Origin of the sequence: Acinetobacter sp. F9, from assembly GCF_019195275.1 — a bacterium.
GTDB lineage: Bacteria > Pseudomonadota > Gammaproteobacteria > Pseudomonadales > Moraxellaceae > Acinetobacter > Acinetobacter pseudolwoffii.
The window spans coordinates 1,843,649-1,864,061 of the sequence record NZ_CP078068.1; the positions used below are offsets into that span (position 1 = coordinate 1,843,649).

Consider the following 20,413-nt stretch of genomic DNA (forward strand, 5'->3'; position numbering starts at 1 on the left):
CATGGTGTAAAAACTTATATCAAGTCTTGACATACTCCCGCCACTTTCGACTAGCTCAAGTGGGGGATTCTAAAAGCAAAAGCTCTTAGGTGACTTCCTCACGGATTTCACTTGCTTTCTGCTTCACAGGGCGATCTTTACCGCATCTTCCCTCGACAGACAAAACGGTATGTCCCACCGCTAAAATGTTACGAGAAGCGTTAATATCTGCATTCTCGCTAAAACCACAACTAACACACTCAAACTTAGCCTGAGTAGGTCTATTTTCTTTTGCAACATGACCGCATGAACTACAAGTCTGACTTGTATATCTAGGGTCAATCTTAACGAGTAAACCACCTCGCCATTGTTGCTTATACTCCAACATATTGACAAGCATTGACCAACCTTGATCTAGGATTGATTTGTTCAAGCCTGATTTAGCTTTAACATTCTTTCCTTTTTCTTCGATTGAGCCTTTGGCTGACTTCGACATATTGGCTACTTTTAAGTCCTCAACTACGATCATTGCGTGGTTTTTGCTGAGAGTTGTCGTGACTTTGTGCAAGTAGTCATGCCGAATATTGGCAATATGATGATGTAATTTATTGATCTTTAAATTAAGTTTTTTCCAATTTTGACTAAATTCGGTTTTCTTTCTCAACTTACGTTGAAGCCTAGCCAACTTTACTTGATTGGCTTTAAAACTATTGATTGGGTCAAATACCTGACCTGTTGATATTGTAATTAATTTCTTAATGCCAAGATCAACACCAATTGCAGATTTTGATGGATGAATTGGTTGTTCGATTTCACGGTTAGTACAAAATGAAACATACCAAAGCCCACAAATTTTCTTAATTGTAATACTTGTGATTTTACCAACAATTTCTTGTGATTTTTTAAATCTTATCCAACCTGTTTTTTTAGGCAAAGAAACTCGATCACCAATAACCTCACAATCTGCAAATGGAAGTCTAAAAGATTGCTCACCATCTGATTTCTTCTTGAATCTTGGCATGAGTGGTCTAAGCTGAATCTCACCACCATCAGCCAATTTAAAAAAATTGGGTTTACGTGGTTTCCGCTTGTTTTGCTTTAAACGAGCTTGTTCTTTTTTGTTGTAAAACTTACCCCATGCTTGAGCAAGATCACGTATTTTTTGCTGTAAGCAAGCTGAATATGTTTGACCAAGAAAAGAAAATTCAGGTGTTTTTTTAAGGGGTACTAATTTTTTTTCAATGCTTTCGTAACGAATATATTCATCTTTAGCAAACATTTCAAATGATTTAGCGAGAATTTGATTCCACACAAAACGAGCAGAACCTATTGCTTGATTAAGCAATATTTCCTGTTCTTGGTTAGGCAGAAGCCTAAACTTGTAGTGTTGTAAAATCTTCATTAAATCATTGTTTATAAAAGAATTGTAGTGTTTGAATTATAGCAAAAATAAGCAATAAAACCAAGAAAACATTATCTTTAATATGGCTATCGCCACTCGCTTGTATCCCCCACCTGACTGTCGGTGAGGGTCTTACGCCCGATTAAGATAAACAAATGTTCAATGTTTAACAATGGATTAGAGGTCAAGATTCAAGTCAGTGACCGCCCCGGTTTCTGCACCTGAGGTCAGTTTGGCGAATTTGGCCAGTGCTCCATGGGTATAGTTCGGTTTTGGTTTGATCCAAGCTGCTTGACGTGCTGCAATCTCCGGCTCATCCACATGCCAGGTCATTTCCCGGGTTTCCGCATTAATTGAAATCTGGTCGCCATTTTGTACCAGACCAATCGGGCCGCCATCATAAGCTTCGGGGGTGACATGACCAATCACAAAACCGTGACTGCCACCCGAGAAGCGTCCATCGGTAATCAGGGCAACTGAAGCGCCTAAGCCCTTCCCGATAATCGCAGAGGTCGGTTTCAGCATTTCTGGCATTCCCGGGCCACCTTTGGGACCAACGCCACGAATCACCACCACTTCACCCGGCTGGACTTCGCCATCCAGAATACCGCGCATGGCACCCTGCTCACCTTCAAACACGCGAGCCGGGCCAGCAAAATGCAGTCCTTCCTTACCGGTAATTTTGGCGACCGCGCCCTTCGGTGACAGATTGCCTTTTAGAATCACCAGATGTGAGTCTTTTTTCACTGGCGCATCAAAAGGCAGAATAATCTGCTGGCCTTCCGGATAGTCCTGCACATCGGCCAGATTTTCTGCCAGCGTCTTACCTGTGACCGTCAGACATGAGCCATCCAGCATGCCGGCATCCAGCATGCGCTTCATCAGTGGTTGAATTCCACCAATCGCAATCAGTTCTGACATCAGATATTTACCTGATGGACGCACGTCGGCCACCACCGGAATATCTTTACCAATCCGCACGAAATCATCCAGACTCAATTCCACTCCTGCTGTATGTGCCATGGCTAAAAGATGCAGTACACCATTGGTCGAACCACCCAGCGCAATCAAGACTTTAATCGAGTTTTCAAAGGCGGCTTTGGTCATGATGTCGCGCGGCTTAATATCCAGTCGCAACAGGTTCATCACCGCTTCACCGGCCCGGGCACAGTCAATTTGCTTGTCTTCCGATACCGCTTCCTGTGCCGAAGAGCCCGGCAGGCTCATACCTAAAGCTTCAATCGCAGAGGCCATCGAGTTGGCCGTGTACATACCGCCACACGAACCCGGACCTGGCAAAGACACTTCTTCAATATGCTTGACCTGAATCGCGTTAATTTCACCTTTGGCATATTGACCGACCGCTTCAAATACCGAAATCATGTCGGTATGGCCTTCGCCTGGTTTGATGGTGCCGCCATAAATAAACAGACCCGGACGGTTTAAACGGGCTAACCCCATAATGCAGCCGGGCATATTTTTATCACAGCCACCAATGGCGATCACCCCATCATAAGCCTGACAGCCCACGACCGTTTCAATCGAGTCTGCGATCACTTCCCGTGACAGCAGTGAATATTTCATGCCTTCCGTGCCATTGGAAATACCATCTGAAATGGTAATGGTATTAAAGATAATCCCCTTGCCGCCTGCCGCACTCACGCCCTGCTCTACAGTTCTGGCCAGACCATCAATATGCATATTACAAGGCGTGACATTGGCCCAGGTCGAGGCAATACCAATAAATGGACGTTCAAAATCAGCATCTTGAAAACCTGTGGCACGCATCATGGAACGGGCTGGTGCATTTTCAATGCCTTCATAAACGGGGGCTGAATGCTCGCGGATATTATCTTTACTCATTATTTTCTTCCTGGGCGTCGACTGATTTGAAACTTCAGTTTCAGCAATTTATTTTAAGACCATTGTATAGAAAGCATTCGGCATGTAAAAGAAATTACCCTATAGAAAAACATTTTGATGAATACTTAAAAAATTTTAATCACATGATCAAGCGACATGGATGTCGCCGTTTCGCTACTCTACAGGGAAGTAAAGTTAGCGGAACAAGAGCGTTTTGTTACTTTTGCGCCGTCAAAAGTAAGATTCTGCCTGCACAAAGATCATCAGAACTTTTAAAGTTATTAACGCTTTGATTTTAAGTGGATCTTCGATTTTTTTACCATACAGCCTCAAATTACCTGAGTAATTTTTAATGCTATCTCGTAGGCACTTTTTACTTTTGACTGGGCAAAATGAGGAACACAGCTCCGCAAGAAAGCCCCTTTGTTTGCCCGATATGGCATCCCTGCCATACGGGCAAACGTGCGGCTTCCTGTCGCGCTCCACTGGGCAAAATTTGGAAAGTCTAAAAATAGTTTCTTGTATAAAAAAAGCACCTCATCTAGAGGTGCTTTTCTGTACTATAAGATTACAGCTTAGATATCACGTACCGCACCTTTCGCCGCACTAGTGGTATGCATTGCATAGGCTTTCAATGCTTTTGAAATTTTACGCGGACGCTCTTCAGCGGGTTTCCAGCCTTTGGCTTCTTGCGCTGCACGGCGTTCAGCCATCACCGAATCTTCAACCGCTAAATGAATGCTACGATTTGGAATATCAATTTCGATACGGTCACCATCTTCAACCAAACCAATCGCACCGCCTTCAGCTGCTTCTGGAGAAACGTGACCAATGGAAAGACCTGATGAACCACCAGAGAAACGACCATCGGTGACAAGCGCACAATCCTTACCTAAGCCTTTCGATTTTAAGTAACTGGTTGGATACAGCATTTCTTGCATACCCGGACCACCACGTGGACCTTCGTAACGGATCACCACCACATCACCTGCGGTAATTTTGCCACCTAAAATCGCGTCTACAGCAGAATCCTGGCTCTCAAAGACACGTGCTGTGCCATTGAATTTTAAGATGGAGTCGTCCACGCCTGCTGTTTTGACGATACAACCATCCAGTGCGATGTTGCCATAAAGGACGGCTAAACCACCATCTTGCGAGAAGGCATGTTCAACATTACGAATCACACCATTTTCACGGTCACCATCTAAACGGGTGTAGTAACGATCTTGTGAGAATGCAGTTTGTGTTGGTACACCGCCCGGCGCCGATTTGAAGAAGTTATACACCTCTTCATTTTCAGTACGGATAATATCCCACTTGTCTAAAGCATCTTTTAAGGTCGCTTCATGTACGGTAGGTACAGAGGTATCGAGTAAGCCGCCACGGTCTAATTCACCGAGGATTGACATAATGCCGCCGGCACGGTGAATATCTTCCATGTGAACATTTTTAACCGCAGGTGCCACTTTACACAGTACAGGCACTTTACGAGATAAACGGTCGATATCGTCCATGGTGAAGTCTACTTCTGCTTCGTGAGCAGCTGCCAACAAGTGAAGAACGGTGTTGGTTGAACCACCCATCGCGATGTCCAAAATCATGGCATTTTCATACGATGCTTTGGTCGCAACATTACGTGGCAACACGCTGTAATCATTTTGCTCATAATGACGCTTGGTGATTTCCACAATCAACTGGCCTGCACGCTCGAATAATTTTTTACGGTTGGCATGCGTTGCCAGCGTAGAGCCATTACCCGGTAAAGATAAACCAAGCGCTTCGGTTAAGCAGTTCATGGAATTCGCCGTGAACATTCCTGAACATGAACCACAGGTTGGACATGCAGAACGTTCATAGGCTTTGACTTCTTCGTCAGTATAGTTGTCATCTGCAGCCACGATCATCGCATCAACAAGGTCAATCGCCTGTTCATTACCACGGATTTGGACTTTACCCGCTTCCATCGGGCCACCAGAGACAAATACCACGGGAATGTTCAGACGCATCGCAGCCATCAACATGCCCGGGGTAATTTTGTCACAGTTTGAGATACACACCATGGCATCGGCGCAATGCGCATTGACCATGTACTCGACCGAGTCTGCAATCAGGTCACGCGAAGGCAATGAATACAGCATGCCGTCATGACCCATCGCGATGCCGTCATCGACTGCAATGGTATTGAATTCTTTTGCCACACCGCCTGACGCTTCAATTTGACGTGCCACCAGTTGACCCAGGTCTTTGAGATGCACATGACCCGGTACAAACTGGGTGAACGAGTTCACCACCGCAATAATCGGCTTACCGAAATCTTCATCTTTCATTCCGGTAGCACGCCATAAACCGCGTGCGCCAGCCATATTTCTTCCGTGTGTCGATGTTTTTGAACGATAGTCAGGCATTTTATATTTCCAACAAAGTTTGAGCTTGAAATGAACCGGACAGATCCACTCTGGCTAAATCATACTGACAATAAGCTTAAATCAGTTAAATTTTACACCTATCATACTACAAGCCCTTGTTTTACAAGATGACCCTTTGGTTGTAGATGCAGGCAAAAATGTCTATAGAGAGGTCGTAATGATCTGACGATAAAAATTTCTTGATGAAATCTACTATACCGTCATCATCATCAGGACAATACAAAACTTTCATGAATAATTTTTACAATTTGCATGAGTTTTTTTTATATAAAAATTCTACTGAAATTCAAGCACTCACCGGTCTTATCCAATAAGTTTTTGCAACGATTAGGCTGAAATTTGGCTTTTGGCTTATAATACGCTTTAAGTTTATTTGGAATTTCATGTGTGAAGATCATATTTGCAGGCACACCAGAATTTGCAGCGACTGCATTGGCTGCGCTGCTCAAAACCGAGCATGAAATTGTGGCGGTGTATACCCAGCCTGACCGCAAGGCCGGACGCGGACAAAAACTCACGGCATCTGCGGTCAAGCAGTTGGCGCTTGAACACAATATTCCAGTCTACCAACCGCTTCATTTCAAATCTTCGACTGAAGAAGGTCTGGCAGCGCAAGCAGAACTCAAAGCCTTAAATGCAGATGTGATGGTGGTGGCGGCCTATGGCCTGATCCTGCCACAAGTGGTTCTGGATACACCAAAATATGGTTGCCTGAATATTCATGGTTCCCTGTTGCCACGCTGGCGCGGTGCAGCCCCGATTCAGCGCGCGATTGCCACTGGCGATGCCGAGACCGGTGTGACCATTATGAAAATGGCGGCTGGTCTGGATACCGGGGACATGATGTACAAAACCATCTGTCCAATTACCGCCGAAGATACCTCTGCCAGTCTGCATGACAAACTGGCGCTACAGGGCGCTGAAGCGACGCTAAAGGTTTTAGAATCGGAACAGACCTTGCAGCACTATTTAGCACAGCGTGAAGTGCAAGATGACAGCCTGACGGTCTATGCACATAAACTGTCTAAAGCAGAAGCGCAAATTGACTGGACACAAGCTGCGGCAGAGATTGACCGTAATATCCGCGCTTTTAATCCTTGGCCAGTAGCCTTTACCCCGCTGGATGACAGCAACAATTTACGCATCTGGAACTCATCACTTTCTACGCACAACGCAAGCACTGCTCTGCCTGGTGAAGTGATTGCCCTAGATAAAGACGGCGTACATGTGATGTGTGGTGATCAGAACGCCATTTGCATCACCAATCTGCAATGGCCAGGTGGCAAAGCCCTGAATGCTGTTCAAATTAATCAAACTCAAAAACTATCGCTAGGATATAAATTCGCATGAGCCAAATTCAATCATCAGCTAAAAACTTGAATTTGCGCGCGCAAGTTGTCAAAACGCTATTGGCTGTACAAAACGGCCAATCACTTGCTTCTGTACTCAATCAACATATCAATATTGTGTCTGAACGTGACCGTGGCTTGTATCACGAGTTAACCTTAGGCTGTTTACGTCAATGGCATGGCCTGAAAGCCATTACCCTGCCACTGTTAACCAAACCTCTCGATAATCAGGCCTTGGAAAGCTGCTTATATTTAGGTTTATACCAGATTCTATGTACCCGTATTCCGGCGCATGCTGCGATTTCAGAAACGGTGACAGCAGCCAAACAACTGGGATTCGAACCTTTAAGTGGTCTGGTCAATGCGGTGCTGCGTCGTGTTTCACGTGAAACAGAAGAATTTGATCTGGCTTTAAATCAGGCGCATGGCCTGCCAAGCTGGTTATTTAAGCGTTTAAAGAAAGACTGGCCGGAACAGCTGGCTGAACTGTCGCATGAGTTAAAACAGATTGCGCCGTTGACCTTGCGTGTCAATGTCAATCAGGTCAGCCGTGATGAATATCTGGAAATTCTGGAAGAAGAAGGTTATGAGGCACGCGCCTGTACCCTGTCTGAAGTCGGCATTGTGCTGGAACAAAACGTGCATATTCCGAACCTGCCAGGCTATGAAGCCGGCGGTTTCTCGGTTCAGGATGAACACGCACAGCTTTGCGCAACTTTAGTGCCTGATCTTGAAGGCAAGGTCGTAGTCGATGCCTGCGCCGCGCCGGGTGGGAAAACTGCGCATATTCTGGAAAAATACAGCCCGAAAAAGCTGTATGCAATTGATCAGGACGCCAAACGTTTAGTGCGTGTGGCAGAAAATCTGGAACGCCTACTGTTAACAGAATATGCCGAAGTTGAAATTATTGCAGCCGATGCCATCAACTGGACAGCGCCTGAACCAGTCGACTGTATCGTACTGGATGCGCCATGTTCTGCGATTGGTGTGATTCGTCGTCATCCGGATATTCGCTTGCTGCGTCATTCCACAGATATTCCGCAAACCGTCGCGCTGCAAAAGCAGATTCTGGAAAATATGTGGCAGCAGCTGAAAGTTGGCGGCAGCTTGCTGTACATCACCTGTTCGATTCTAAAAGCGGAAAATGAACAGCAGATGGTCGAGTTCTTTGCCCAGCATAGCGATGCCAAAGAAATCAAGATTGAAGCCGATTGGGGCATCGAACAGATTCACGGTCGTCAGTTGTTACCAACAGCCGATCAAGGCGACGGTTTCTTCTATTGCCATATTGAAAAGACCGCATAAATCATTAGTTTACAATCAAAAAAAGCAGCTTAGGCTGCTTTTTTTATGGAGTTGCCGGATGGCAACAGGACTTACTGAATAAACTTAAAGATCACCAGACTGCTGGCCAACGCAGCCATACCGCTCACCAGTCCATATACCGTTTCATGCCCTTCGGAATAACGTTTTGCAGTCGGCAATAACTCATCGAGTGCCAGATAGACCATCACCCCGCCAATTAAACCAAAAACCAGACCATATACTGTATCGCTCATATAAGGTGCCAGAATAAAGTAACCCAAGGCGGCACCCAAAGGTTCAGCCAGTCCCGACACCAGACTGGCCCAGAGCGCATAATCTTTGCGTCCGGTCGCCATATACACTGGCAAGGCAATTGCCACACCTTCCGGGATATTATGAATCGCAATTGCCACCGCCAAAGGCGCACCCAAGGCAGGACTTTCCAGCGTGGCAAAAAAGGTCGCCAGACCTTCTGGCAGGTTATGTGCGCTAATGGCGAATAAAGTCAGCATACCGGTACGCAATAGTTGCGGTGAACTGACGCCCTCACTGGCATGCGTTTCAACAGTTTCATGCGGATTCGGCACAAAATGATCCAGCAATAACACCAGAATCACGCCCAACAAAAATGCAAAGGTGCCAAAGGCAAAACCGGTTTTTTCATCAAAAGCCAGACTAAAGGAGGCAATCGATTTATTTAGAATTTCGGTTAAAGAGACATAGATCATGGCGCCCGCGGCAAAGGCCAGACCAAAGGCCAGCAGACGGAAATTGGGTTTTTTTAAGAAGAGTATCAGTCCCCCACCCAACACGGTGGCAAGCCCAGCGAAGAAGGTCACGGCAAAGGCTGTATAGACTTGTCCATCTGAAACGGAAATCATGCCAAATCGTCAGCCATTAAAAAAGTCATTATCACCATAGATGATAATGACTTTCGTTTACAGTAAAACAGTAGGTTTATGTGAAGATTTTTAGTCTTCTGGTTCTTCCGGATTTTTTGCCAGATGAATCACGGACAGTACCAGACCACCCCACAATAAAACGATAGAGATGATCATCATCACCAGTGCAGATGTATTCATAGTCGCTCTCCTAGCTATGACGGTCTTTGACCAGACTAAACAGAATGGCGCCCAGAATAAAGAATGCCATGACACCTCCACCCACCATCCACAGGGTGCTGGCAGCATAGCCACCATAACCTTCTGCCATGATCGATTTCAGGGTCAGACCCAATGCCATTAATAAGGACAACGGCGTGATGACGGTCAGCATGAAGTTCCAGCTGCGACCAAGTTTCACGCTGGCAAACTGATTCACATGGCCTTCCAGCTGTTTCATCAATGGACGACGGAACCACGACAACAGAATAATGGAGATCAAACCACCACCGACAATACCGATATTATTGGCAAAGTAGTCAATAATGTCGACAAAGGTAATCGCACTATGGGTCGAGAACATCAAGGTAGAAATCACCGCTGAACCACCGGCAATAATCGTGACTGACTTGTTCTTCGACCAGCCCAGTTTGTCCTGGAATGCGGCAATCGGAACTTGCAGGATACTGACCATCGAGGTAATACCGGCAACGGTCAATGAAGCAAAGAACAGGAAGCCAAACAGGTCACCGCCTGCACCTAAACTGGAAATGATTTTCGGGAAAGCAATAAAGGCCAGACCAATACCGCCAGATACGACATCTTCAACATTTGCACCTGCGCTGAAGGCCATAAAACCAAGCGCTGCAAATACACCAATACCCGCCAGAATTTCAAAGGATGAGTTGGCCAGTGCCACCACGATCCCAGAACCGGTCAAGTTGGTTTTGCGTTTCAAATAAGAGGCATAGGTCAACATAATCCCGAAGCCCACCGACAGTGAGAAGAAGATATGACCAAATGCGGCCAGCCAGACTTTATAGTTGCTCATGGCCTCCCAGTTCGGCGTAAAGAAAGCATTTAAGCCGTCGACTGCACCCGGTAAGCGTACTGCCTGAATCACCAGAATAGAGAATAAAATCACCAGAAGTGGCATAAAGATTTTATTCGCCAGTTCCACCCCACGGCGTACCCCACCGTAAAGAATCAGCATCACCGCAGCCCAAACAATTACCAAACCGAAAAACAGGACAGGAACAAAACCTAAGGCCAGACCTTCGCCGTTTTGCAGATAAGTATTGAAAAAGAAGTCCTGGGTATCTGTGCCCCACTGCTGCCCAAAGGAATAGAACATATAACTGCCGGCCCAGGACAAGACGCTGGCATAATAAATCCCGATGATCAGGGTCACCATCACCTGCCACCAACCCAAGGATTCGGCATTCATGAGTTTTTTATAGGCCATGGGTGGTGCTTTACGGAACTTGTGTCCGACCGCATAGTCTAAAAACAATAAAGGCAAACCTGCTGCAAAAATCGCAATCAGGTAAGGGATCAGGAATGCCCCACCCCCATTTTCATAAGCCACATAAGGGAAACGCCAGATATTTCCCAAGCCAACGGCGGAACCAATCGCTGCAATAATGAATCCTGATCGTGCAGACCAATTCTCACGAGTTTCTGTCATAGAACACCTAAACTTTAAACCCCTTCAGATGCTGCTTGTTATGGTTATAGCGCAAGCAAATAAAGAAGCATTTCAATTATTTTGGGTGTTTGGATTAGAGCTGCACCTTTTGGGCGTCGAATTCTAATGTACAAACAGGTCAGCAGGTCTTACATCTTGCTTAAAGTCTGATCGAAAAGCTGACCTTGTAGATGGTTCAACAATACTGACTTTTTTAAATTTTTTCTGTAAATTCTGCTGAAAATATTCGTTATTTATAATCTATTCGAATTAAGCGTTCAATAATTCAACGAAACCTACCTGATTTTATAGGTTATATATTGACAAACTTTTTGGAATATATCTTTCTTAAGTTTGACTACAGAACCGTAGTCAAGCAAAGCTCATGCTGCGATCATCCAAATCGCCTTATATTTATAGAAGAATTAAAGTCAAAGGCTTATCGCGATGTGAGCCACTCTATAGCTGAAATGCGCGGAGCAGAGATCTGATCGCCCTGCTCCACGTGCATTTTTGACATCTAAAAATGGACTGCAATACCCCGGTCTGACCTGCAGCAAATTCATTATAGAATCTGAGCGATTGATGTCATTTACTTAAGATTTAATCACCAGCATCCGTTCTTCCTGCATATCGCGAATGGCAGATTGAATCCCTTCACGGCCTAAACCTGAATCCTTCACCCCACCATAGGGCATGTTGTCCACCCGGAAAGATGGAATGTCATTGATAATGACCCCGCCGACATGCAGATGATCCCAGGCATACAGCATCTTGTTCAAGTTCTGGGTATAAACTCCGGCCTGCAAGCCAAAACGGCTACGATTGATACAGGCAATCCCCGCTTCAAAATCAGGATAAGGTTCAATCATCGCCACCGGACCAAAGACTTCATCACGGTAAATTTCCAGATTATGATCCACGTTTTCCAATAAAGTCGGTGCGAACATCACTCCATCCAGCTCACCACCTACCAGAATTCTGGCATCCTTTTTCAGTGCTTTTTCCAGCCATTTTTTCAGGCGTTTGGCTTCTGCTTCCTTGATCATCGGCCCCACCAAAGTTGTGCTCAGATTTGGATCGGTGGCTTTCAGATGTTTGAGTTTTGCAAGCAGTTTATCTCTGACTTCGGCATAAATATCCTGATGCACCAGAATGCGCTGCACACTGATACAGACCTGCCCGGCATGACCATAAGCACCGCCAACCAGACGGGTAATCAAGGCATCATTAATTTCGGTATCCGGCTCGATCATCACTGCGGCATTACCGCCCAGCTCCAGAACCACTTTTTTGCGGCCAGCTCGCGCTTTCATATCCCAACCCACCACATCGGAACCGGTAAAACTGAGTAATTTAAAACGGTCATCGGTGACCAGCACATCGGCCAGCTCGCGCGGACAGGGTAAAACTGAAAATGCGCCTTTCGGCAAATCGGTTTCCGCCAGAATCTCGGCAATTTTCAAGGCAGAAATCGGCGTCAGACTGGCGGGTTTCAACACAAAAGGACAACCGGCAGCAATCGCCGGTGCAATTTTATGGGCGGTCAGATTTAAGGGGAAATTAAAAGGGCTGATTAAAGACACTGCGCCAATCGGCACCTGCTTAACCATACCCTGATACCCCGATGCTGCCGCGGTTACAGCCAAAGGCAGCATACGTCCCTGATCGATTTGAGTCACGGCATCTGCGGCAATTTGAAAGGTATTAATCAGACGCTCGACTTCGGCTTCTGCCGCTTTGCGCGGTTTACCGCCTTCTGCAATCAGAATTTCAGTCAGTTCTTCGCGTATTTCATGAAAGCGGCCTACACAATGCAGTAGAATTTTCTGTTTTTGAAAGGGTTCTAAAGCCGCCATCTCTGCCTCGGTGTCTAGGGCAGACTGAATGGCCTGCTCCAGACTTTTGGCATCGGCCAAAGCTACACGTGCATAGAGTGCTTGCGTATATTTATGTTTAACCTCTAGCCATTCTCCGGTCTGAACCGCCTGACCAGCCACATAGAATGAATAGTCTTTACACTGTTGTACTGCTGTAGATCGCATTTTTTAGTCCTTCAAAATCCTAGGATATACATTTTTGAAATTCTCTATATCATGCACTTGCTGATAAATATTAAGAAGATGTTTTTAAGTAACCAGACACGCTCAATTTTAATAAAGCTTTAGGGACTCACTGTCATGCAGACAAAAATACTCGCCACATTATTCTTCAGTTTTGGATTAAGCACGCTCAGTCATGCAGATTTCATCGGGGCAAAAGCCGATCTCAGCTACTGGAATTTTAACGGTTATAGCGAAAATAGCAGTATGAAACATGATCTGGATCGACAAGGTACGGCGCAGCTGTCCGTGGCTTTTGAACATCCGATTCCGCTTTTACCGAATGCCAAAATCAAATATGTCAATCTGGACAGCAACAGCGAACAAAGCACTCCGATCAATGCCTCAGAAATCGAACTGAAGAATATTGACTATATTCTGTATTACGAATTACTGGATACCGTGGTACATGCCGATGTAGGCGCAGGCTTAAGCAATCTGGAGGGTACGGTAAAAAACCTGAATACCGAGGCTTTCACGCAATACGATCTGGATGAATACACTCCACTGCTCTATGCAACTGCAGGGGTTAAATTGCCATTTACCGGACTGAGTGCCAAAGCAGAAGCCGTTTACAGTCATGGCAGCGATAGTAAAAAGACCGATGTACAGGCTGAGTTACAATATGATTTTATTGATAATCTGCTGGTCGATGTCGGTGCCAAAATCGGTTATCGCATGATGACGGTAGATTTTCAACAGGATCAATGTCCAGATTTACAGCTGGAATTTAAAGGCCCGTATATTGGCTTAGATGTACATTTTTGATGCCAAGAATTCAGCAGCTGGTCGTGCTCAATTTCTCTGCGTTCATGTAAGTCAAAGCGTACAACAATAAGCGCAATCTGCTGCTGGTACAAAATCTGCTTGTGTATTACTTTAGACACATAGAGAGCAGGATGCTCCGAAAACCTAAAAACAACAAGAATAAGCAAGCATCAGGACGTGAGGTACGACAGGAGTTATACCTAAATCACGAGATACGGAAAAAGCCCCAACAGGATGTTGGGGCTTTTTTTCTGCTATTTCTTTTTCTGTGCATTGCTTTATTTATCATTGCTTAACAGTTCCGAGTTAAAACTCCAACATTGTAAAAATCGGCTTGTTGTTAAGCTAAAAATCCTCACATTTTTTGGGAACAGCAATCATGGTAAAAAAGGTCCTCTTTATTACATCCAATCAAGGTATTGAACATGATGAACTGACTGAGCCTTTAAATTTTTTAAAGTCCAAAGGTTTTGAAGTGATTCATGCTGCAGAAAAAAATGAAGATGTAGCCACTGTCAAAGGTGATACCAAAGCTGCTACCCAATATACGCCTGATACCAGTTTCGACCATGTCGACCTGAATGATTATGATCTGTTGGTGATTCCAGGTGGTACAGTCAACGCAGATACTTTAAGAATTAATCAGGATGCCCAGAAAATTATTCAGCACTTTGCCGACAATCACAAACCGATTGCGGCGATTTGTCACGGGCCATGGGCCTTAATTGATGCAGATCGAATTAAAGACAAGAATCTGACCTCGTATAAGAGCATCAAGCTGGATCTGGAAAATGCCGGCGGTAAATGGGTCGATGAAGAAGTGCATCGCTGTAATACCGGCGGCTGGGTACTGATTACTTCACGGAATCCGGATGATCTTCCGGCCTTTAATGAAGCCATTTTAAAAGAACTTGAAGGCGATGCTGCCTAAGTTCCTACCATAAAAAGAGAATCTCATGATTGAGGTTCTCTTTTGCTTTAAATAGTTCCGGTCAAGCTTTTTAGATAAACCATCACTTCTTTATTGCCTGCCATTTCGGCCAGTTCTAGTGCCGTATGTGGACTGCGATGGGCAATATCTGCACCTTTGCTAACCAGAAGTTTGACTACGTCTAGATGATCATTTTCAGCGGCGGCCTGTAAGGCGCTATAGCCTTCTTCATCGGCGGAGTTGACGTCCAGACCTTCTTGCAAGCCCTGCTCGACCTGCTCGATGTCGCCTAAAGATGCCCAGTAGACCAGTTCAGGAAGATGCAGTTCATCATCTTCAGGGATTGGGGAGAATGAGTTGATGTTCATCTAAGTAATCCTATTTATTCAATATCTATGATTGATTCTAACGCGCTCTACTAAATAAAAAACTATAGCTATGAATATGTATAGGAAAATACGGTAAAACTATGTATTTAATGTTTGAAGAGAGAACTACTTGGAGAAGAATCAAAATCCATTATTTATTTTTACAATTACCGCGAAATACCATTGCATTGTCCATATAAGTAAAGGATTTGATAGGTTTACTTTGGTACTCCTCAACAATAAGGGAATATACATTGCTTCCTCTTCCTAATCCTTCCCCTATTTTTAAATAGTTAATGACTTTAAAACTATTATCTTTGGAGCCTGGATCAATAATAATTGGTTTATTAACATAATCATTTTTCAAAGCCCCACTTATGATTCCTGTACTACGATTAACATTGAAAATTTGACCGAGGTAATGATTCTCTAAATTTTTCACATCATAACTATTAGATATTTCTTCTATTACACATTCATAACTATTTATTTTTTGAGCATACACAAAAGAATTTGCTAAAAATATTGCACCTAAAATTAATATTCTCATAAAAGTTATATCTCTTTTTATAAAACTGATTCTCTTTATAGAATACTATTATTCAAAAATCAAAAAAGCCCCCTTTCGGAGACTTCTTATTTAATACTTAGCTTTAAGCTTTAGACACTGCTGGCTCGACTGAACCAATCTTTTCAGATTCATTGTCATGCATGATTAACGCAACCGCAATTGCAGTAATCAGAACCGGCAAACCGACTGCCATAAAGTTGAAGTAAGCTGGCAGGTTCATACCCAGTAAGCCACCAATCAGGATTGGGCCTACAATCGCGCCCATACGACCAATCGCAGAAGACCAGCCAATACCTGTCGAACGTACCGCAAGTGGGTAGAACTGCGCAACATAGCTATATAGCAACATTTGCGAACCAATCGACGCTGCACCCGCCAAGAACACCAAGATGTAAAGCAGGAACGAATTCGACTGGAAGCCCATCAGGCTCATCACAATCGCACCCATAATACCCAGGAACATCAGTACCGGTTTCAAGTGGAAACGATCCGCCAGAATACCACCACCCACAATACCTACAACCGCACCCACGTTCATCACCATCATGAACATCAGACTGTTGTCCATCGAGTAGCCCGCTGCCATCATCAACTTCGGTAACCAGCTGCTTAAAGCATACATGGTTAACAGACAAGTGAAGAACGCGACCCAGAACAATAAGGTATTGACCGCACGGCCACGACGGAACAAGCTCACCACGTTTGCTGCTTCAGGCACATTTTCCTGTGGCAGGGTAAGCGTTGTATTCTCGGTAACCGTTAGATTTGGTGCCAGACGACGTACGATTTGACGTGCTTCAGCCTGCTTGTTTTGCTTCACAATAAATGCCAGCGATTCAGGCAAAAATTTCCAGATCACTGGTAATAAAAATAATGGAATACCCGCGATAAAGAACATGATTTCCCAACCAAAACTTGGGGTAAACCATGAACCCAACAACGCAGCCATTACACCACCGACGGCATAACCACTAAACATGGTGGTTACCAAGGTACTGCGCATTTTTTGTGGCGCATATTCCGAAGTCAATGCCACCAGATTCGGCATGACCCCACCAATACCCAGACCGGCAAGAAAACGTAAAATACCGAATTCGGTTGGATTTGAGGCAAAGCCACCCGCAAAAGTTAAACCACTGAATAATACAATACAGATCATGATCACTTTCTTACGACCGATCTTGTCCGCGAGGGAACCGAAGATCATCGCACCAAACATCATGCCAGCCAGTGCGGTACTTGCAAGCATGCCCGCTTGCACTGCACTTAAGCCCCAGTCTTGCATCAGTAAGGGTAAAACCACACCATTGATTGCTAAATCGTAGCCATCAAATAAGATAATAAGTAAACACCAAGCAACTACATTGAAGTGGAAAGGCGTGAATTTCGCATTATCGACTACAGAATTTACATCTATTTTTTCCGTTGTCATCGTTCTCATCTCCCATGAGTACTTGTCCATAACATCTTTGTTGAAGATTGAAGGCAATCTTCAATGTCAGGCAATATACGCAAGCGGGATTTAAGGCACAATAAGACTAATTGATATTCTGCTATGACAAATGTAATGCCATTTATTTGCGTGATATGTCACATTATTATTAAAATTAAATTTTAAGCCATTAATAATAATGACTTTAATTTAAGCAGAATTTGTAGATTTTTTAGCTCAATCACTTTTTTTGAGTGGTTTTATTTCATACTAAAGATATAAAAAACCCCTTCAGACAAAGGGGTTTTTTTAGCTGAATGAATCTATGAGGATCGTTTAAATTTTGGCTGCTTTTAATTGTTTCACCTGAACGCGACCGGGTTGTGGTTGACGAATCATTGAAATAGCGATGATGCCAATAATACCCGGCATGGCAACCGCGATGAAATTCCATTTATGTGGTAATTCCATACCCAGCAGCATACCAATCACAATTGGACCCACAATTGCACCTGTACGCCCCACAGCAGACGCCCAACCAATACCGGTAGAACGTACTGCAACAGGATAGTATTGAGCAACATAGCTATATAACAAGATACTGGTACCAATAGATGAAGCACCTGCCAAACTGACAAGTAAATAAATAACAGGTGTTGGAGAGTTAAAGCCTAAACCAACCAGAGACAGTACACCCACAGTTAACATACTAATAAGAACAGGTTTAAAGTCAAAACGGTCTGCCAGAATACCACCGCTAATGGTTCCGATCACGGCACCAATATTCAGTGCTAATAAGAACATTAAACTGCTGCCTAAAGAATATCCCGCAGCCATCATGAGTTTTGGCAGCCAACTTCCAAGTGCATAAAGCATGAGCAAGCACATAAAGAAAGCAATCCAGAATAAGAATGTTCCCATTGCACGATTTTCTGTAAATAACGCTTTTACTGATGCACTTTGTGTCTGATCGCCTGTGGCTAGAACCAGTTCAGTGTCTGCTCGTACGTCTGCAGTTGGCTCAACTCGTTTTATAAAATGACGTGCCTCATTCATTTTTTGTTCTTTAACCAAGAAAGTTAGAGACTCAGGTAAGAACTTCCAAAACAATGGAACAAAAAGTAAGGGAATACCTGCAATGAAGAACATAATTTCCCAACCAAAACTTGGGGTAAACCATGTACCACATAATGCAGCCATAATCCCACCTACGGCATAACCACTAAACATGGTGGTTACAAGTGTACTTTTTAAACGTTTAGGCGCATATTCAGAGGTTAACGCAACCAGGTTAGGTAATACCCCGCCTATGCCCAAGCCGGCAATAAAACGTAAAATACCAAACTCTGTTGGAGTGGTGGTAAATCCACCCAAAAATGTAAAAGCACTAAATAAAGTGACACAAATTAAAATCACTTTTTTACGACCGATTTTGTCTGCAAGCATCCCAAACAGCATGGCACCAAACATCATGCCGGCTAGTGCTGTACTGGCAAGCATGCCTGCTTCAACAGCACTCATGCCCCACTCCTGCATCAGTAGAGGCAGAACGACACCGTTAATTGCTAAATCATACCCGTCAAATAGAACAATAAACAAACACCACAATACAATGCTTAAGTGAAATTTAGTGAATTTTGCCTGATCAATCACATCATTCACACTAACCGTATTTGCTGCCATTTTCGTGTTTTCTACCATTTTTACTCACCTCCTGTGAGTTATTATTCGTTGTTTTCAGCACGACACATGCCACTAACTCTTATTTATTATTTTTAATGATTCTTATCGCCATGTTCGTGCAACAACTTAGTTCAACACAGCTAATTTTCAGGCAATATGCGACTAAAGTCTTAAGCTTTACTCAAAATTCTAAACCCATGCGTCCAGTTTTTAATGATTTCTTAACAATTCAAGCTACTTCTTCGATATAAAAATCCCTGAGTTCTCAGACTCAGGGAACGTTTTAAAATTGAGAAAAAACTGAAATTAATATAATGCTTGAGCTAATCGGATCTGAATAATTTCATTATCATCTGCCAGATTTCGATTACGACCACTTGAACCGGGAAAGTTATTGTCATTCAAGACGGTAATTAAATCAGGCCCTTCAATAATAATGTCTTCAATGGTCTGAAATGGAAAACCAAAGCGCTGACCGGTGGCAAGATCTCCCGGACGTACCGGACCATAAAGTAAATCTGGATTGGCCAGATCCATTAAATTAACCAGTTCTTCACGTGCGACAGACTCACCGGACTGATTCAATCTGACCTTGATTAATTTTTTATAGCCGCCCAGATTATTTTCACTGTCATCACGTTCAATAATCACACCTTCTTTGGCACTAAATAACTGAAAATCACCAATTGCAGAGGCTTTCGAAGCCAACTCAAAATAATAGAAATTTCCAGTATAAACTTTCTTTTCCAGATCAAATTCTGAAATGATTAGTTGTGGCGTCGTGGCATTTAATAAAGGTTTTTCAAGTAAAGGATATAAATAGCGACCATTGGGGGAAATTGCCATACCTTCAAAGCCCCCACTCCGCTGTACCAAAGGTTCAATATAACCGGTAGTCCCCTTGTTTAGCTGATTTTGTGGAGATCTGAGTTCAGTTCCAGCTTCTAATGGATGCGCTAAAGCAATCGGCGGACTTTTTAATATTCCATCTGCACTAAAATGTAATAAATAAGGGCCAAATTCATCTCCAATCCAGATATCGCCATTGGGCGCGCGCTGCATAGATTCCGGATCAAAGTCAGCACCTGTCAATAAACGCTCTTGAGTATTCTGATGGACAATTTCAAAAGGAATCAGTTTGTTCGGATCACGAAGCTGAATATAAGATAAATGTTTGACAGTTGCTGTACCGCCCGCCTTGGTTCTGAAAGCGCTAGAAAGATGATGCAAACGCAATAAATAATCAGAAGAATTATCTTGCGAGCCAAAGCCATTATCCGACATCACCAGATAAGTTCCATCCGGCTGCTTTAATGCAGCAGAAAAACCCTGTACAGGCTGGCCTGAAAATGGAGGAAAAATACCATTTGCCCCACGTACATCTCGTCCTGAATCAGGGCCTTTTGCATAGGTCTCTACATCCAGTTTGGCAAAAGACACCAAAGTTGGTTCAGTTACGCTTTCGATGGGCTGAAGGGTTTTATCATCGGATTCATTGCATGCCGTCAGAGCGAATACAGAGACCGCCAGCAAACTTAAAGAAATTTTTCTCATACATCTATTCATCTTTTTATAAAGTCGACATCTTATTTAATACAGTGTGAATGACAGGACAGTTGCGATGAGATGAAGTTTTAAGGACAGTTTTATCTTAATAATTATAAAA

At 43.8% G+C, this 20,413-nt stretch carries 16 protein-coding genes and 1 rRNA gene (1 of these 17 only partly in view); 4 read left to right on the forward strand and 13 right to left on the reverse strand.

The annotated features are described in order from the left end of the window. Positions 1-85 precede the first annotated feature (85 nt). The 3 genes from KT990_RS08825 to ilvD (KT990_RS08835) form a co-directional block, all read right to left on the reverse strand. Positions 86-1,381, reverse strand: a complete 1,296-nt coding sequence (locus tag KT990_RS08825) for an RNA-guided endonuclease InsQ/TnpB family protein (protein ID WP_218208665.1) — start codon at positions 1,379-1,381, stop codon at positions 86-88. A gap of 177 nt (positions 1,382-1,558) precedes the next feature. Further along, positions 1,559-3,244 (reverse strand): dihydroxy-acid dehydratase, encoded by a 1,686-nt coding sequence (gene ilvD, locus KT990_RS08830; RefSeq protein ID WP_074383765.1) that lies wholly within the window; start codon positions 3,242-3,244, stop codon positions 1,559-1,561. Positions 3,245-3,819: 575 nt separating this feature from the next. Further along, the gene (ilvD, locus tag KT990_RS08835) at positions 3,820-5,649 is read right to left on the reverse strand and encodes a dihydroxy-acid dehydratase (RefSeq protein WP_218208666.1); all 1,830 of its coding nucleotides are present in this window, start codon (positions 5,647-5,649) and stop codon (positions 3,820-3,822) included. 408 nt (positions 5,650-6,057) lie between these two features. Here ilvD (KT990_RS08835) and fmt point away from each other — a divergent pair, with 408 nt between their 5' ends. Together fmt and rsmB are read left to right on the forward strand one after the other, a co-directional pair. After that, on the forward strand, positions 6,058-7,020 hold the full coding sequence (gene fmt / locus KT990_RS08840) for a methionyl-tRNA formyltransferase (protein WP_100355464.1): 963 nt from the start codon (positions 6,058-6,060) through the stop codon (positions 7,018-7,020). After that, positions 7,017-8,324, forward strand: coding sequence for a 16S rRNA (cytosine(967)-C(5))-methyltransferase RsmB (gene rsmB, locus KT990_RS08845; protein ID WP_100355465.1), 1,308 nt, complete (start codon positions 7,017-7,019; stop codon positions 8,322-8,324). Before fmt ends, rsmB begins: the two co-directional genes overlap by 4 nt. Positions 8,325-8,395: 71 nt before the next feature. Here rsmB and zupT read toward each other — a convergent pair whose 3' ends face one another. The 4 genes from zupT to KT990_RS08865 all read right to left on the reverse strand — a co-directional run bounded on the left by zupT (position 8,396) and on the right by KT990_RS08865 (position 12,937). Next, a complete protein-coding gene (gene zupT, locus KT990_RS08850; protein WP_074383769.1) occupies positions 8,396-9,205 on the reverse strand; it encodes a zinc transporter ZupT in 810 nt (269 codons plus the stop codon). A gap of 90 nt (positions 9,206-9,295) precedes the next feature. After that, positions 9,296-9,406 (reverse strand): methionine/alanine import family NSS transporter small subunit, encoded by a 111-nt coding sequence (locus KT990_RS08855; RefSeq protein ID WP_005173576.1) that lies wholly within the window; start codon positions 9,404-9,406, stop codon positions 9,296-9,298. A gap of 10 nt (positions 9,407-9,416) precedes the next feature. After that, positions 9,417-10,892, reverse strand: coding sequence for a sodium-dependent transporter (locus tag KT990_RS08860; RefSeq protein ID WP_005173575.1), 1,476 nt, complete (start codon positions 10,890-10,892; stop codon positions 9,417-9,419). 596 nt (positions 10,893-11,488) lie between these two features. Continuing rightward, complete coding sequence (locus KT990_RS08865) at positions 11,489-12,937, reverse strand: aldehyde dehydrogenase family protein (protein ID WP_005173573.1); 1,449 nt, start codon at positions 12,935-12,937, stop codon at positions 11,489-11,491. 135 nt (positions 12,938-13,072) lie between these two features. Here KT990_RS08865 and KT990_RS08870 point away from each other — a divergent pair, with 135 nt between their 5' ends. Together KT990_RS08870 and KT990_RS08875 are read left to right on the forward strand one after the other, a co-directional pair. Continuing rightward, on the forward strand, positions 13,073-13,762 hold the full coding sequence (locus KT990_RS08870; RefSeq protein ID WP_218208667.1) for a TIGR04219 family outer membrane beta-barrel protein: 690 nt from the start codon (positions 13,073-13,075) through the stop codon (positions 13,760-13,762). A gap of 379 nt (positions 13,763-14,141) precedes the next feature. Beyond that, entirely contained in the window at positions 14,142-14,693 is a 552-nt protein-coding gene (locus KT990_RS08875) for a type 1 glutamine amidotransferase domain-containing protein (RefSeq protein WP_005173569.1), read from the forward strand. Between the two features lie 47 nt (positions 14,694-14,740). Here KT990_RS08875 and KT990_RS08880 read toward each other — a convergent pair whose 3' ends face one another. The 6 genes from KT990_RS08880 to KT990_RS08905 all read right to left on the reverse strand — a co-directional run. Continuing rightward, positions 14,741-15,061, reverse strand: a complete 321-nt coding sequence (locus KT990_RS08880; protein WP_159138864.1) for an ankyrin repeat domain-containing protein — start codon at positions 15,059-15,061, stop codon at positions 14,741-14,743. Between the two features lie 151 nt (positions 15,062-15,212). After that, a complete protein-coding gene (locus KT990_RS08885) occupies positions 15,213-15,611 on the reverse strand; it encodes a hypothetical protein (protein ID WP_100329636.1) in 399 nt (132 codons plus the stop codon). Between the two features lie 103 nt (positions 15,612-15,714). After that, the gene (locus KT990_RS08890) at positions 15,715-17,064 is read right to left on the reverse strand and encodes an aromatic acid/H+ symport family MFS transporter (protein WP_218208668.1); all 1,350 of its coding nucleotides are present in this window, start codon (positions 17,062-17,064) and stop codon (positions 15,715-15,717) included. A gap of 336 nt (positions 17,065-17,400) precedes the next feature. Continuing rightward, the gene (locus KT990_RS08895; RefSeq protein WP_171294226.1) at positions 17,401-18,765 is read right to left on the reverse strand and encodes an MFS transporter; all 1,365 of its coding nucleotides are present in this window, start codon (positions 18,763-18,765) and stop codon (positions 17,401-17,403) included. Between the two features lie 288 nt (positions 18,766-19,053). Further along, positions 19,054-20,301, reverse strand: coding sequence for an esterase-like activity of phytase family protein (locus KT990_RS08900; RefSeq protein ID WP_227523951.1), 1,248 nt, complete (start codon positions 20,299-20,301; stop codon positions 19,054-19,056). 69 nt (positions 20,302-20,370) lie between these two features. Beyond that, positions 20,371-20,413: ribosomal RNA gene (locus KT990_RS08905) — 23S ribosomal RNA — on the reverse strand (it continues 2,879 nt past the right edge of the window).